The organism is Pseudomonas sp. LBUM1661 (assembly GCF_059695925.1).
This window is the reverse complement of the sequence record NZ_CP166794.1, coordinates 531,450-547,378: the sequence shown is the minus strand read 5'-3', so window position 1 is coordinate 547,378 and position 15,929 is coordinate 531,450. Positions and strand designations below refer to the sequence as shown.

Here is a 15,929-nt window from a genome sequence, read left to right as displayed (position 1 = left end):
TCAAGGTCATATTCGGAAGTTAAAAAATCTCTTCTTCTACTTATCGGCAAAACTGCGCCAGACTAAAGCCAGTTCAGGCGAAAAGCCAATTAAGCCCGCTCCGGGCATAGGTAATGCAGACGGTGATCGCGTCCAACCATGGCTAATGAAACGAACGTTCCAACTCCAAAACCGACCACGCTCGAAGGCTGGGTCAAGCTTCTCGATGGCGTGCGCCTGCCGGTTCCGCAAGTCAGTCATGACCGCGTCTGCAAGGCCCTCGCCAACAGTCGCAGCTCGCTGCGTGATATCGCCGAACTGATGCAGGACAGCCCGGCCCTGGCTTTGAGCGTGATTCGCGAAGCCAACCGGCACACCCATGGCAGCATGACCGAGCCTGCGGAAAACCTTGAGGTGGCGATCAATCGCCTCGGTTTGAAACGCACCGAAGAACTGCTTGCCCGCCTGCCTGCCTTGCCTCAGTCAGAGATCCCGGTGGCCCTGCGCCAACTGCAGCTGATCAGCCAGCACGCCACCCAACAAGCCAACGGTTTTTTTGCCAGTCGTCTGGCGCGACTGTGGCAGGACATTCATTGGGGCAGCCTGCTGTTTCTTTCGCCGCTCTGGCCGTTGGCACTGACGCATCCGCAATTGCTCGAAGAATGGGAGCTGCGGGTCATCCATAAAGGCGAGTCGGCGCGCACAGTCGAAAAGCAATTATTTGGCGTGCGCCTGCTGGAAATCGGCCTGGCGCTGGTGGACATCTGGCGCCTGCCGATCTGGGTGCAGCAAGGCTATCGACTGTTGCTCAACGAACAACGGGAGTTGGTCAAAGTCTTGCGCATCGCGCGTGACAGCGAACATCCGTTGCGCCAGCAAAACCGCCTTGATGACGATCCGTCCTTGCGCCGCTGGCTCAATCAACCGGCCAACACCGTGTTGCTGGCCAACGGGCTGGCGCTGTCGGCGCAACAGGCCTGGGACAGTCCGCACAGTGAACGCTGGCAGTACCTGACCAGCCTTTACCTGCAAATGCCGATGGACGAGGTGCAGCAGCAGTTGCACCAACAGGCCGCGAACAGCGCCCGCCATCACGCCATGCCCGACCTGTGGCACCCGGCGGTGTCGCTGATCTGGCCGTGGGGCGTGAACCGCATCCATGCCGGTTTGCTGCCGGCCCCGGCACCGACCGCCGAAGACCTGGCGAAGTGGCGCAAGCAATGCGCCGAGTTGCTGGTCGAGCCGAGTCGCTTCACCAATGCCATGCACTTGACCACCTCTGCCCGAGACGCGTTAGTCGCGTGCGGCATGCGTCGGGTGATGATCCTGATGGCCGACCGCACGCACGCCAATCTGCGTGTGCACCAGATCGCCGGGCTGCCGAAAGAAGCGGCCGGCCTGAATTTCCTGGTCAGCCAGAGCACCGTGCTGCAACGCCTGCTCTCGCAACAGGCACAGGTGCGACTGACACCGGCCAACAACGCGCAATTCTCGGCGCTGCTGCCGGCGAGCCTGCGCTCACAGTTCAGCGGCGAACACCTGCTGCTGCGCTCACTGGTCAATAATGGTCGGGTGATCATGATTGTGGTGGCGGATCAGGGCGGCGGGCCGTTCTCGGAAATCACCGTGCAAGCCTTCGGTAAAACCGCGCAATGCATAGAAAAAGCGCTGCATAGCTTTAGCACCCGCGGCCAATGAGGCTGCGCTACAATCCTCCCCTTTGTGCTCTGGAGACCTCACATGTCTGACTTCTCTGGCTTGCCGCTGGTCATCGAGCCGAGCGACTTGCTCCCGCGTCTCGACGCCCGCGAACTGATTCTGGTGGACCTGACCAGCAGCGCCCGCTATGCCGAAGGGCATCTTCCCGGGGCGCGCTTTGTCGATCCAAAGCGCACTCAGCTGGGTCAGGCGCCGGCGCCAGGCCTGCTGCCGACCCACGCCGCGCTTGAAGCATTGTTCGGCGAGCTGGGGCACAACCCCGATGCGGTCTACGTCGTTTATGACGACGAAGGCGGCGGTTGGGCCGGGCGCTTCATCTGGCTGCTGGATGTCATCGGCCATCGTCAATACCACTATGTCGACGGCGGCCTGAAGGCCTGGCTGGCGGAAGGCTTGCCCATGTCGATCCAGATTCCGCCAGCGGTCGGCGGCCCGGTCGCCCTGACGCTGCATGACGAACCCACTGCCACCCGCGAGTACCTGCAAAGCCGTCTCGGCGCCGCCGACCTGGCGATCTGGGATGCGCGCGGGCCGCTGGAGTACTCCGGCGAGAAAGTCCTGGCCGCCAAGGCCGGGCACATTCCGGGCGCGGTCAATTTCGAATGGACCGCGGGCATGGATCAGGCGCGTAACCTGCGTATCCGCACCGACATGCCGCAGATCCTGGAAAAACTCGGGATCAGCAAAGACAAAGAAGTGATTACCCACTGCCAGACACACCATCGTTCTGGCTTCACCTATCTGGTGGCCAAATCCCTCGGTTATCCGCGGGTCAAAGGCTACGCCGGTTCCTGGGGCGAATGGGGCAACCACCCCGATACGCCCGTAGAGATTTAAGGTTTTTAAGGACAGTTAATGAATAAGCGTTTGTTTATCCTCAGCCAATACTTGCTGCCCCATCACCTGCTGTCGCGACTGGCCGGCTGCATTGCCGAATGCCGCGTGCGCTGGTTCAAGAACGCCTTTACCGCCTGGTTTGCCAAGCGTTATCAGGTGGACATGTCCCAGGCACTGGTCGAAGACCTGACGGCTTATGAGCACTTCAATGCGTTCTTCACCCGCGCACTGAAAGACGGCGCTCGCCCTCTGGACGAAACGCCGGGCGCGATCCTCAGCCCGGCCGACGGCGCCGTCAGCCAGCTCGGTCCGATCGAACACGGTCGTGTGTTCCAGGCCAAGGGCCACAGCTTCAGTGTGTTGGAGTTGCTGGGCGGTGACGCCGCGAATGCCGCGCCGTTCATGGGTGGTGATTTTGCGACTATTTACCTGTCGCCGAAGGACTATCACCGCGTGCATATGCCATTGGCCGGCACCCTGCGTGAAATGGTCTACATTCCGGGCCGGATTTTCTCGGTCAACCAGACCACCGCTGAAAACGTCCCGGAACTGTTCGCCCGCAACGAACGTGTGGCGTGCATTTTCGACACCGAGCGCGGACCGATGGCCGTGGTGCTGGTGGGCGCGATGATCGTTGCATCGATCGAAACGGTCTGGGCCGGCTTGGTGACACCGCCAAAACGCGAGCTGAAAACCTTCCGTTACGACGAAGCTGCCCGCGCACCGATCCATCTGGAGAAAGGCGCAGAACTGGGTCGCTTCAAGCTGGGTTCGACCGCTGTCGTGCTGTTCGGCCCGGATCAGGTCAAGTGGGCTGAAGAGCTCGCGGCCGGTTCGCCAGTGCAGATGGGCCAGGGCATGGGCCTGCCGAACGCCTGATTCCCTGATTTAACCCCGCGAAAAATTTTCGTGGGGTTGACCCCGCCCCTGCAGGCGCGAGGCTTGCCCGCGAAGACGTCCTTAAGATCGCCTTCGCGAGCAAGCTTCGCTCCTACAGGGGCCATAGCTGCTACAGTCAGGTCATTCACTGCCCATTTCCCGGTTGGAGTTTTTCCACGGCATGAATGAAACCAGTCCTCACCTGCTGCTACGCGCCCCGCTCCCGACGCAGTCACGCCTGTCGTTCTGTGAGCCCACCCCGCGCGACCTCAAGCGCTGGATCGCCGACCTGCCCAAAGCCAATATTGGCGAAACCGCTCGCCAGTTGTATCAAGGCTTGAGCGAACTCAATCAATTGCTCACGCCCAGCGATAACCGCCTGCAACTGCTCGAACTGCTGCGGCCAGAGGTGTATTACGTCTGCAAACACCTGGAGCGGCATTTTTTGCATCAGGCGATTGTCCTCGACGAACGCTCACGCAAGATCGCCAACCTCTGCCAGGCGCTGCAAAGTCACTTGGCGATCGGCTATAAGCAGATTGTCGTGCGCATCACCCCGCGCTTCACCAAGGACCGTGCGCCGCTGCTGGCCCAAGCGCTGCAACGGGCAATCCATTGCCTTAACGGCCCGCTGATTCGCTCGACCCAACTCTATTGCCCGGTGCCGGAAGGCCTGTGGCTGGAGCTGCATCAGCTGTATCGGATCGCCTGCGCGCACCGGCTCCAGCACCTGAGCCTGCGCGATGAACTGGCCAGCCAGACGACTAACCTGAGCGTCGAACAGACTTACGTGGTCGCTTTGCTGCTGGGCGCCTCGCGCTGTAATCAGCTGCGCCAGAACCAGATCGCCCGGCTCGCCGAGGTGCTGGAGCCCTGGAGCAAATGGATCAAGCTGCAACCCGGCCAACCGGCTGATGGACTGTTTGCGGTCGCACCCGACCTCGACAGCGGGCCGCGTTACCGCTCCAGGTTTCAGGCCGAACAGCAGGCGAGTTTGCTCGGGATCGATCCGCAGCCGCTGGTCGCCGCCATCGAGGCGCACCTGCAAAAAACCGAAACCTCATCACCGCTGCCGGTACCGACGGGGTTGAGCCTGGACACCCTGCAACATCTGCATGCCGCCTGGGGCCAGGCCGCCGAGCGCGGCTTCCAGCGCACCGCCAGCCAAGGCACCTTGACCCTGTGCGTGGGCATGAGCGCGCTGCATTATTATCTGGGTGGCCAACGTTCGTTCAGCGACATTCTGAAAACCCCCGGTGTGCGCCCCGCGCAATTTTCGGTGACCGCGCCTGCGGGCCGGGAAAAAGATCAATGGCGCCACGCCTTTGATGCGGCCCCCCATGGCGACGCGAGCGCACTGCTGCCCTACGAAGAAATCGAATACCCGCAGCTTCAGAACGATGACAGCCATGAGGCGGCCGATCGCAATCGACAATTTGTGAAGTATGCCCTGCCGGTGATCAATCACAGTCCTGGTGGTTATTGCCTGGCCTGGCCTGGCGCGGTGCCTGCCGAGTTACAGGCTGGCGAAATGATCGGCATCGAAGATTCCGCCGGTCAGGGTTGGAGCATTGCGGTGGTGCGCTGGATTCGCCAGGTGCGTGGCGGCGGTACGCAAATGGGCATCGAACAGGTCGCGCCTTACGCCGAGCCTTGCGGCCTGCAACTGATGCGCACCCGTGATGAGCACAGCCATTACCTGCGCGGCCTGTTGTTGCCCGCGATCAGCGCGATCGACCTGCCGGCCACCCTGCTCGCCCCTCGGCTGCCTTTTGAGGAAGGCAACAAGGTGATCATCAATACCAATGGCGAGGAACGCCGGGCGGGGCTGGATCGGCGGCTGGCGAGTACCAACAGCTTCAATCAGTTTGCCTATCGGCCGCTGGAAAACGCCGCGGGGAGCGGCGCGGTCGGTGCTGAAGAGGATTTTGATTCGTTGTGGAAGTCGTTGTGAGTCTGTGAAACCGCAGCGCGGCCTTCGCGGGCAAGCCTCGCTCCTACAAAATCACCGCATACCTGTAGGAGCGAGGCTTGCCCGCGAAGGGGCCTGATCAGTCAATACAAATCTCAGAGCTGCCCGTCACGATCCCGGAAGCCCAGCAGGTACAGCACGCCATCCAGCCCAAGGGTGGAAATCGCCTGCTTCGCCGACTGCTTGACCAGCGGCTTGGCGCGGAACGCCACGCCCAGCCCGGCAATCGCCAGCATCGGCAGGTCGTTGGCGCCGTCACCGACCGCAATAGTCTGCTCCAGTCGCAAGCCTTCCTTGTGCGCCAGCTCCTTCAGCAGATCCGCCTTGCGCTGCGCATCGACAATCGGCTCAACCGCTACGCCCGTTACCTTGCCGTCGACCACTTCCAGTTCGTTGGCGAACACGTAATCGATGCCCAACCTGGCCTGCAATTGCTTGGCGAAGTAGGTGAAGCCGCCCGACAGAATGGCGGTCTTGTAACCCAGGCGTTTGAGTTCGGCGAACAGGGTTTCGGCGCCTTCGGTCAGGCGCAGCGACGCGCCGATCGAATCCAGCACGCTGACGTCCAGCCCTTTGAGCAAGGCCAGGCGCTCCTTGAAGCTGGCGCGGAAGTCCAGTTCACCGGCCATTGCCCGTTCGGTGATTTCGGACACCTGATCGCCCACGCCCGCCGCTTTGGCCAGTTCGTCGATGACTTCGGCTTCGATCAGCGTCGAGTCCATGTCGAACACCGCCAGACGGCGGTTACGGCGGAACAGCGAATCTTCCTGGAAGGCGATGTCGACGTTCAGTTCCTGCGCGACGCTGAGGAATTCGGCCCGCAGCGCCTGCGGATCAGCCGCTTCGCCACGCACGGAAAACTCAATGCAGCCCTTGCCCTGGTCGGCCGGGGTGTCCAGCGGCATGCGCCCGGACAGACGATCGATATGGTCGATGTTCAGGCCATATTTGGCGGTGATCGAACTCACGGCCTGCAATTGCCCGGCAGTCACTTTGCGGGTCAGGAGGGTCACGATGTGGCGTTTTTTACCCTGATTGCCGACCCATTGCTGGTAATCCTCTTCGGACACCGGCGTGAAACGCACCTGTTGATCGAGCTTGTACGCCGTGAACAGGATGTCCTTGAGCACCGACTTGCCTTGCTCGGTGTCAGGAATTTCAACCAGGATGCCGAACGACAGCGTGTCGTGGATGACTGCCTGACCGATGTCGAGAATGTTCACACCACCCTGGGCCAGAACGCCGGTAATGGCCGCAGTCAGACCCGGACGGTCGACTCCCGTGATGTTTATCAGGACGATTTCGCGCAAGGCGCACCCCCGCAGGTGGAAAAAAACCGCATTCTACCCACATTCAGTGACCATCGGGCACCGTGAGCGCTTTGCCGGCCTAGGGCCTGTCGCTATACTGCGCGTCAACTTCACGGACAAAAGAGCCGAGCTCAAGTGAACCGGCCCACGCCAGTAAAAACCGATAACTTCTTTCTGCTGATCTTCCGTGCACTGCGCCACCGCCGTGTACCGATTGCATTGCGCATTGCCAGCCATAACGTGATCCTGGTCGCTCTGGCCCTGGTGATTTATGCCTGTGTGATGGGTTTGCAGTTCAAGCAGGCCATGCACGAGCAGGCGGATGCCCTGGGCGAGAGCCTGACCACGCAGACCGCCACGTCGGCCACGGAGCTGTTGGTGTCCAACGACATCCTCAGCCTCAACGTACTGCTCAACAACCTGACCAAAAACAAGCTGGTGGCCCACGCCGCCATCTATAGCGTGGATAACCGCATCCTCGCCGAAGCCGGTCAGCGCCCCAAGCATAGCCTGCTGGGCGAAGCCGAAGGCATGTACCAGAGCAAGATCACCTTCCAGGACGTGACCGCCGGGCAACTGCGCATCAGCCTGGACATGGATCAGTTCCAGCAGCCGATGACCATCAGCCTGCAAAGCATGGGCATTCTCAGCGCAATTCTGTTGGCGCTGTCCCTGGCCTTGAGCTTGCGCCTGGGTCGGCACATCTCCACGCCGCTCCTGCAATTGCGCGTGTGGCTGCGCAATATCGACGAATACACCCCGGGCACCGAGCGTCAGGATGAGATCGGCGACCTGGCTCGCCAGCTCCACGCCAACTTCGCGCCTGAGCCGGCCGAGCCTGAGCCGGAGCCTGAACCCGAGTTCGAAGATATCGACGATACCGATCCGGCCTTCGAAGTGCGTAACCTGCGGGATCCGAGCTTCGATGAAAGCAAGCCTGTGGCCGGCCTCAAGCCCGCGCCCCGGCACATTGTCAGCACCGTTGAAGACGATGACGACGATGAAGATCCGTTTGCCGATCTTCGCGATGACTCGGCCGTTGCCGCGCCGAAACCGGCTGCCAAACCCGTCGTCTCGAACGTGCCACAGCACAGCGCGGTGCTGGCCGTGCAACTGGGCGCTCAGGATCAGCTGCGTCGTCTGCCCCGCACGCGCCTGGAAGAACTGCTCAAGCGCTATCGCGATTGCCTCGATCAGGCCGCCTCGCTCTACCAGAGTGAGCTGCACACCCTGAACGATGGCAGCACGCTGATGCTGTTCCACACCGAAGACAGCGGCGACGATTACCTGACCAACGCCATTTGCTGCGGCGAGTTGCTGCGGGCGTTGGGCCATCAGTTGCAGATCGAAGTCGCCGACAGCGGCATCACTCTGCAATTGCAGCTGGGCCTGACCCTGGGCGACGAGTTGTTCGGCCTGAGCCAGATCGATCTGCTGCTGACCGAGGCCGCTCAGGATGCCCTGGCCCTGTCGCAACACAGCCGCAACCTGCTGCTGGTGGAGCGCAAGATCGGTGACGACGCGCTGATCCGCCAACGTGCGCGGATCCGTCCGATCGCTAGCCCTGAGGGTGCTTGCTGCGTGGAACGGCTGATGGAGCCTTACCCGTCGATGCTCGAGCGGCAACTGGCGCGGATGCACGAACGCCGGGCGTAGTAATTGCCCTGTTATGAAGAAGCCCGCAGGTGAGTGATCGCCTGCGGGCTTTTTGTTGCCTGTGTCGGCCTCTTCGCGGGCAAGCCCGCTCCTACAGGGGCGGAGTCGTTTGCGAATACCTGTAGGAGCGAGGCTTGCCCGCGAAGAGGCCATCAGCAGCGATAAAGGTCTAACCCGCAGAAACAACAAAGCCCGCATCAATGCGGGCTTTGCTGTGAATCAATCCAGGCCTAGAACCTGAACACTTCCATATCGGTCCGGATCGGCGAGGCCATCGGGATCTTTGGCTGCTTTTCCGCTTCTGCTGCCGGTGCTGCCGGCTTGGCGGCTGGTTTACGTGGCGCTTCGGCGATCGGCGGCTGATTGGCCAGCGGCTTCAACGCCACCGACAGCTGCTCGGCCAGACGCTGCAGCAATACACCCTGCGCCTGAACCTGAGCCGCCGTACCGCCGGCGTGCTGTTCCTGCAGATGAATGATGCGGTTATCACGCACTTGCCCACGACGGTCGATCAAACGCCATTGCGCATCAAGGATCGCCGGTTGCGATTCACCCGAATCCAGACGCGTGATGGTCAGCAATACCTGAACATCCGGTGTGAAACCCAATGTCGCTGGTGCCAGCACCACACGCTGGCTGTCCAGGTGACCCGCGACCTGACGCAGCAACAGCTGATCGATGTCCGAAGACAGGCTACCCGCCCAACGACCATCCGTCGAAGCTTGCAGGCTGCCATCCGGTTGCCGCTGCAACAGCGTTTCGCGTTGCAGGTAATCGGCTACCGTTACAGGACCCAACAATACGGCCATGCCCGCGCTTTGCGCAGGTTGAACCGGACTTCCGCTGTCCAGTTGATACAGCGACACCGGCTGGTGAACGCTGCAACCCGCCAGGCCAAGTACGCCGGCGAGCATCAAAATAAAAGGAAGGCGCAGAGCAGTCATCGTCCCGTCCAGGTGGTTGCCACAAGGCTAACCACAGTGAAAATACTCAATAAATATGAAGAACGCTCGGCCACGCCGGCGCTTGAAAGGCCATATCATCCGTGAATATGCGTTCCGACTCCAGCGCCAAAGTGTCGATCTACGCGTTAAATCGTAGATCGAGCGCTCTGGGACGCCTAATTGAGGTTTTCGACGAGCAGCGCATCGACCCGCTGAAAGCCACGTGGCAGTTTGTTACCACGACGTCCACGCTCACCTTTGTAGTGTTCGAGGTCGTCTGCTTTCAGTGACAAGGTACGTTTCCCGGCCTGTAGCACCAACGTGGCACCCTCCGGCAATACGGCGATGTCCGTGACATATTCTTCGCGACTGGCCACACGCTCACCGTTGATCCCGATGATCTTGTTGCCTTTGCCCTTACCTAATTGTGGCAGATCGCTGATCTTGAAGATCAGCAGGCGACCTTCGGTGGTCACCGAAGCCAGCCAATTGTTCTCACGATCGGTCACCGGGCGCGGAAGAATAACCTTCGAGTTGTTCGGCAGGCTCAACAACGCCTTGCCCGCCTTGTTCTTGGCTTGCAGGTCTTCACCCTTGACCACAAAACCGTAACCGGCGTCGGAGGCGATCACGTACAGCGAATCGTCTTCCGGCATCAGCACGCATTCAAAGCTCGCCCCGGGTGGCGGCGTCAGACGACCGGTCAGCGGTTCGCCCTGGCCACGGGCCGATGGCAACGTGTGCGCAGCCACCGAATAACTGCGACCGGTGGAGTCGATAAACACCGCGAACTGGTTGGAGCGTCCCGCCGACAAGGCCTTGAAACCATCCCCGGCCTTATAAGAAAGCCCGGTGGCGTCGATTTCGTGCCCCTTGGCCGAACGAACCCAGCCTTTTTCCGACAGTACGACGGTCACTTTCTCATTTGGCAGCAGATCGTGCTCGGTCAGCGCCTTGGCCTCGGCGCGCTCGACGATTGGCGAGCGACGGTCGTCGCCGTAGGTTTCGGCGTCTTTGATCAGCTCGGTGCGCACCAGTTTTTTCAGCTTGGCTTCGCTGCTCAGCAGTGCTTGCAGCTTGGCCTGTTCCTTGAGCAGTTCATCCTGCTCGGCCCGCAGCTTCATTTCTTCCAGTCGCGCCAACTGACGCAAACGGGTGTCGAGAATGTAGTCGGCCTGGATTTCGCTGAGGGCAAAACGCTCGATCAGCGCGGCTTTCGGGTGTTCCTCGGTGCGGATGATGTGAATCACTTCATCCAGGTTGAGGTAGGCAATCAGCAAGCCGTCCAACAGGTGCAGGCGACGCTCGACCTTGTCCAGGCGGAATTGCAGGCGACGACGCACGGTCTGGACCCGAAACTCCAGCCATTCCACCAGCAGCGCACGCAGGTTTTTCAGTTGCGGCTTGCCGTCGAGGCCGATGATGTTGATGTTGACCCGGTAGCTCGACTCCAGCTCGGTGCTGGCGAACAGGTGAGTCATCAGTGCATCGTGGTCGAAATTCTTGCGGACGCCCGGAATGATCACGATCCGGCACGGGTTTTCGTGGTCGGATTCGTCGCGCAGGTCAGCGATCTGCGGGGCTTTGGACGGTTTGGCCTGCATCATCGCGGCGATCTGTTCCAGCACCTTGGCGCCGGAGACTTGATGCGGCAATGCGGTGACGATGATGTCGCCGTCTTCGATGTGGTACACGGCGCGCATGCGCACCGAGCCCTTGCCGGTCTCGTACATTTTCAGCAGGTCGGCGCGCGGCGTGATGATTTCCGCTTCGGTCGGGTAATCCGGGCCCTGGATGTGTTCGCAGAGCTGTTCGACCGTGGCTTTGGGCTCATCGAGCAAGCGCACGCACGCCGTCGCGACTTCGCGCAGGTTGTGCGGCGGCACGTCGGTGGCCATGCCCACGGCAATACCGGTGGTGCCGTTGAGCAAAATGTTCGGCAACCGCGCGGGCAACACCAGCGGCTCGTCGAGCGTACCGTCGAAGTTCGGGCCCCAGTCCGCGGTGCCCTGGCCCAGTTCGCTGAGCAGCACTTCGGAATAACGCGACAGCCGCGCTTCGGTGTAACGCATGGCGGCGAAGGACTTGGGATCATCCGGCGCACCCCAGTTACCCTGGCCGTCGACCAGCGTGTAGCGATAGCTGAATGGCTGAGCCATCAGGACCATGGCTTCGTAGCAGGCCGAATCGCCGTGCGGGTGGAACTTACCGAGCACGTCACCGACGGTACGCGCCGATTTCTTGTGCTTGGAATCGGCGTCCAGCCCCAACTCGCTCATCGCATAGATGATGCGCCGCTGTACCGGTTTCAGGCCGTCGCCGATATGCGGCAAGGCACGGTCCATGATCACGTACATGGAATAGTTGAGGTAGGCATTTTCGGTGAAGTCAGCCAGTGACCGGCGCTCTACACCGTCCAGGCTGAGATCAAGGGAGTCGCTCATGCGGGCCTCATTGGTTCGTTGTCTGGCGCAGCAGCATGGTGCCACCGCGCTGGGTAAATTCAAGTTTGTTCAGCGCGCTCATTCCGAGCAGCACCTGATTGCCGCTCAAGCCTGGCGCGACGAGGGCGCGGACATCACGCAACACAATGTCGCCCAGTTGCAGCCGGTCGATGCGGGTGCGATAGCCCTGGCTCAGGCCATTGGCCGTGCTCAGGGTTACCCCGAAGCCTTTTTCCAGCTTCAGCCGTTCGGCCATTTCCGCCGGGATCGACACATCGGTCGCCCCGGTATCGAGCATGAAATCCACCGGCTGGCCGTTGATCTGGCCGCTGGCGACGAAGTGACCCTGCGAGTTGCTGGCCAGTTTCACTTCGATAAAACCTTCGCCCTGCTCCGAGCTGACGACGGTGTTGGGGTTCTGCTGACGCGCTTCCCACTGGCCGAAAAACCGCGTCGCCAGAAACAGCGCGGCGCACCAGGCCAGCACCAGGAACACCCGGCCGGCGCGCTTGCCCGGCGTTTTTTGACTCACGGCTTGGCACTCCAGCCACCTTCAGGCGCGGCGAAGCGCCAGACGATCGGACGAACCTCGCCATCGGCGCGGGCACCGGTGTTGTTGTCGATGCCGATCCAGGCGCCATCGGCGTCCACGATCAATGCTTCCGCCAGCCCATAGGCCTGTGGATAACGACGATTTTCCTGCAACGCCTCGGCGGCAAACGACCAGCAGCGCTCAACCTTGGCCGTCACCGCATCACGGCGGCAAATCTCGAAGGCGTTGCGCTCCAGGGTAAACAACTTGCCGTTGAACAAGGCCAGATCGGCAAAATCCTTGGGCATCGCCCTGGCACGGGGAAATTGTGCAGGCTGCATTTCCCTCCCGGCCTCGCTCAGCAGCACACAGCCGCCATCGCAGTCCCAGATAGTTTGCTTGCGTTTGATCAGCAGTAACCCGCGGCTCTCGCGTTCGGCGGCCAGCCATAATTGGTCACCTTCAGGATTGATCGCCAGGCCTTCGAACAACGCATTGAAGTGCAGCAACAGGCCACTGGCCCTGGCTTCGCGAACCATGATCGGCGAGATTTTCAGCCAGGAGGCCGGCCCCGTGGTGGGCACTTGCAGCACCGCCGCATGGGCCTCGCTGACAATGTAGCGATTACCGGCGCTGTCGCAGCTAATGCCTTCGAAATCCAGATCGCCACCGCGCACGAACGCCGCCGCCCAGGTCCGCGCACGCAAACCCCAGGGCAAGCCGTTGTCAGGCACTGGCGGTACACCGATGCCCACGGTTTCGGCCTGCCAGACCGGGTCGCGGGTATCGAGGCGGTAGATCTGATCGTCATCGCGATCGGAAACCGTCCACAAGTCCTTGCCACACTGGGCCAGCCCCGACAGGTTGCCGCCGCGCATGCCATCGATGGCATGCTCGGACAACAGGCGCAGTTCCGGCGCCGGCTCGGCAAACGCCGTCACCGAGGTCAGAAGTAACGCACACGCCAGGGCAAAGCCAAACCGCATCAGCCAAGAACCTCGGCCAGGTTGCCTTTGGATTCGAGCCAGGATTTACGATCGCCGGCGCGCTTCTTCGCCAGCAACATGTCCATCATTTCCGAAGTCGCTTCGAAATCATCCAGCGTCAGTTGCACCAGGCGCCGAGTGTTCGGGTCCATGGTGGTTTCGCGCAATTGCGGCGGGTTCATTTCACCCAGACCTTTGAATCGGGTGACCTGCGGCTTGCCGCGTTTCTTCTCGGCCACCAGACGATCGAGGATGCCATCGCGCTCGGCTTCGTCGAGGGCGTAGTAAATCTCTTTGCCCAGGTCGATGCGGTACAGCGGCGGCATCGCGACGTAGACGTGACCGGCATCCACCAACGGGCGGAAATGCTGGACGAACAACGCGCAGAGCAAGGTGGCGATGTGCAGACCGTCGGAGTCGGCGTCGGCGAGGATGCAGATCTTGCCGTAGCGCAGTTGGGCGATGTCCGCCGAGCCCGGATCGACACCAATCGCCACGGCGATGTTGTGCACTTCCTGGCTGGCCAGTACTTCGCTGCCGTCGACTTCCCAAGTGTTCAGGATCTTGCCGCGCAACGGCAGGATCGCCTGGAATTCTTTGTCCCGCGCCTGCTTGGCCGAACCGCCGGCGGAATCACCTTCGACCAGGAACAGCTCGGAACGCATCGGGTCCTGCCCGGCGCAGTCGGCGAGCTTGCCCGGCAACGCCGGACCGGCGGTGATGCGTTTGCGCTCGACTTTCTTGCTGGCTTTCAGACGACGGCCGGCGTTGTTGATCGCCAGTTCCGCCAGCAGCATGCCGGTTTCCGGGTGGGCGTTGAGCCACAGGCTGAACGCGTCCTTGACCACACCGGACACGAAGGCCGCCGCTTCACGGGACGACAAGCGTTCCTTGGTCTGGCCGGAGAATTGCGGCTCCTGCATCTTCATCGACAGTACGAACGCAATGCGCTCCCAGACGTCTTCCGGGGCCAGCTTCACGCCGCGTGGCAGCAGGCTGCGGAATTCGCAGAACTCACGCATCGCATCGAGCAAGCCCTGACGCAGACCGTTGACGTGAGTACCGCCCTGCGCGGTCGGGATCAGATTGACGTAGCTTTCCTGAACACTGTCGCCGCCCTCAGGCAACCACAGCAGCGCCCAGTCGACGGCTTCTTTATTACCGGCCAGGCTGCCGCAGAACGGCTCGTCCGGCAGGCGTTCAAATCCGCTGACAGCGTCGACCAGGTAGGAGCGCAATCCGTCTTCGTAATGCCATTCGACTTTCTCGCCGGTGGCCTTGTCTTCAAAACTGACCAGCAGCCCCGGGCACAGAACGGCCTTGGCCTTGAGTACGTGCTTGAGGCGGCTGATGGAGAATTTCGGCGAATCGAAGTACTTTGGGTCCGGCGCAAAAAACACGCTGGTGCCGGTGTTGCGCTTGCCGACGGTGCCGATCACTTCCAGTTCGGTTTTCTTGTAACCGTCACCGAAGGTCATCTGGTATTCGTTGCCGTCACGCTTGACGCGCACCCGGACTTCGGTCGACAAGGCGTTGACCACGGAAATACCCACCCCGTGCAAACCGCCGGAGAACTGGTAGTTCTTGTTGGAAAACTTGCCGCCCGCGTGAAGCTTGGTGAGGATCAGTTCGACGCCCGAAACGCCTTCTTCGGCGTGAATGTCCACCGGCATGCCACGGCCGTCATCACTGACTTCCAGGGAATGATCGGCGTGCAGGATGACCTGCACCGACGTTGCATGCCCGGCCAAGGCTTCGTCGACGCTGTTGTCGATGACTTCCTGGGCAAGGTGGTTCGGCCGACTGGTGTCGGTGTACATGCCGGGGCGTTTGCGCACCGGGTCGAGGCCCGAGAGGACTTCGATGGCGTCTGCGTTATAAGAGCTAGCGCTGGGAGTGGCCATGGGGTCTCGTCGTCCGCCTGTAAAAAGAGTGTTCTATGAAAAAGGGGCGATGATTCACAGTGCAGTGAAATCAATCGCCTGATACACATCTGCGCCGATGCCGGCAAAACTCAGCATGGCCGGCAATTGCTCGGCAAAACCCTGGAAACTATGGTCGCCGCCGGCCTGGATGCGCAAGGCACAGGCACGGTAATACTGCTGGGCGAGGCGGTAGTCCAGTGTTTCATCGCCGGTCTGCAACCACACCTGATACCGCTGTGGATCCTGGGGCGCCGGCACTTCCAGCTCGGCCAGGGCCGTCACATGGTCGTGGGTCAATTCCCAGGCCTCATCGGTATACAGGTTTTTCTGCGTCCCCAAATACCCGTCGAACATCCGGTGCGGACTGACGGCAGGGTTGACCAACAGGGCCTTGAGGCCGTGGCGCTCGGCCAAGTGAGTCGCATAGTAGCCGCCGAGTGAGCTGCCGACCAGCAGTGGCCGCCCCAGCTCCTCAATCGCCCGTTCCAGCTGACCGATGGCCTGTCGCGGATGGTGATGCAAGGCCGGAACGCGCAGTTGATCGCCCAAACCCAGCCGCTCCATCACCTTCACCAACTGCGTGGCCTTCTTCGAGGCGGGTGCGCTGTTGAAACCGTGGATATAAAGGATCGAACCGGACATTTGAGCTCCCTGTGCGTCGGGTAAAGAGACGGAGTTTACAGGGTGTCGGGGGAATCGGGGACATCCGCAAAATTCATGTCGTCTGAGCGGACGCCATCGCCAGC

Annotated in this window: 12 protein-coding genes; 5 read left to right on the top strand and 7 right to left on the bottom strand. The window is 61.3% G+C overall.

Annotated elements, in window-relative coordinates; all coding sequences use genetic code 11:
• Window positions 1-138 precede the first annotated feature (138 nt).
• The 4 genes from ACA057_RS02480 to ACA057_RS02465 all read left to right on the top strand — a co-directional run bounded on the left by ACA057_RS02480 (window position 139) and on the right by ACA057_RS02465 (window position 5,368).
• The gene (locus tag ACA057_RS02480; protein WP_497345692.1) at window positions 139-1,677 is read left to right on the top strand and encodes an HDOD domain-containing protein; all 1,539 of its coding nucleotides are present in this window, start codon (window positions 139-141) and stop codon (window positions 1,675-1,677) included.
• A gap of 42 nt (window positions 1,678-1,719) precedes the next feature.
• A complete protein-coding gene (locus tag ACA057_RS02475; protein ID WP_497345690.1) occupies window positions 1,720-2,535 on the top strand; it encodes a rhodanese-like domain-containing protein in 816 nt (271 codons plus the stop codon).
• A gap of 18 nt (window positions 2,536-2,553) precedes the next feature.
• The gene (asd, locus tag ACA057_RS02470; RefSeq protein ID WP_131058796.1) at window positions 2,554-3,414 is read left to right on the top strand and encodes an archaetidylserine decarboxylase; all 861 of its coding nucleotides are present in this window, start codon (window positions 2,554-2,556) and stop codon (window positions 3,412-3,414) included.
• A 181-nt stretch (window positions 3,415-3,595) separates the two neighbouring features.
• The gene (locus ACA057_RS02465) at window positions 3,596-5,368 is read left to right on the top strand and encodes a cyclic-di-GMP receptor FimW-related protein (protein WP_497345688.1); all 1,773 of its coding nucleotides are present in this window, start codon (window positions 3,596-3,598) and stop codon (window positions 5,366-5,368) included.
• 113 nt (window positions 5,369-5,481) lie between these two features.
• On the opposite strand, the gene serB is transcribed toward ACA057_RS02465, so the two are convergent.
• Window positions 5,482-6,696, bottom strand: a complete 1,215-nt coding sequence (serB, locus tag ACA057_RS02460; RefSeq protein WP_497345686.1) for a phosphoserine phosphatase SerB — start codon at window positions 6,694-6,696, stop codon at window positions 5,482-5,484.
• Window positions 6,697-6,831: 135 nt separating this feature from the next.
• Between serB and ACA057_RS02455 the strand changes: the two genes are divergently transcribed.
• Window positions 6,832-8,352 carry an AhpA/YtjB family protein gene (locus tag ACA057_RS02455; RefSeq protein WP_497345684.1) on the top strand — a complete coding sequence of 507 codons (1,521 nt, stop codon included), beginning with the start codon at window positions 6,832-6,834 and terminating at the stop codon, window positions 8,350-8,352.
• Window positions 8,353-8,582: 230 nt separating this feature from the next.
• On the opposite strand, the gene ACA057_RS02450 is transcribed toward ACA057_RS02455, so the two are convergent.
• From ACA057_RS02450 to ACA057_RS02425, 6 genes are all read right to left on the bottom strand, one after another.
• On the bottom strand, window positions 8,583-9,296 hold the full coding sequence (locus tag ACA057_RS02450; RefSeq protein WP_059405834.1) for a PqiC family protein: 714 nt from the start codon (window positions 9,294-9,296) through the stop codon (window positions 8,583-8,585).
• 176 nt (window positions 9,297-9,472) lie between these two features.
• A complete protein-coding gene (parC, locus tag ACA057_RS02445) occupies window positions 9,473-11,740 on the bottom strand; it encodes a DNA topoisomerase IV subunit A (RefSeq protein ID WP_497345682.1) in 2,268 nt (755 codons plus the stop codon).
• A gap of 7 nt (window positions 11,741-11,747) precedes the next feature.
• Window positions 11,748-12,272, bottom strand: a complete 525-nt coding sequence (locus ACA057_RS02440) for a retropepsin-like aspartic protease family protein (protein WP_497345680.1) — start codon at window positions 12,270-12,272, stop codon at window positions 11,748-11,750.
• Window positions 12,269-13,258: an esterase-like activity of phytase family protein gene (locus ACA057_RS02435; protein WP_497345678.1), complete on the bottom strand. Its 990-nt coding sequence runs from the start codon at window positions 13,256-13,258 to the stop codon at window positions 12,269-12,271. Before ACA057_RS02435 ends, ACA057_RS02440 begins: the two co-directional genes overlap by 4 nt.
• Window positions 13,258-15,162 (bottom strand): DNA topoisomerase IV subunit B, encoded by a 1,905-nt coding sequence (gene parE, locus ACA057_RS02430; protein WP_497345676.1) that lies wholly within the window; start codon window positions 15,160-15,162, stop codon window positions 13,258-13,260. The genes ACA057_RS02435 and parE overlap by 1 nt, the downstream gene beginning before the upstream one ends.
• 54 nt (window positions 15,163-15,216) lie before the next feature.
• Window positions 15,217-15,825, bottom strand: a complete 609-nt coding sequence (locus tag ACA057_RS02425) for a YqiA/YcfP family alpha/beta fold hydrolase (protein WP_497345674.1) — start codon at window positions 15,823-15,825, stop codon at window positions 15,217-15,219.
• Window positions 15,826-15,929 lie beyond the last annotated feature (104 nt).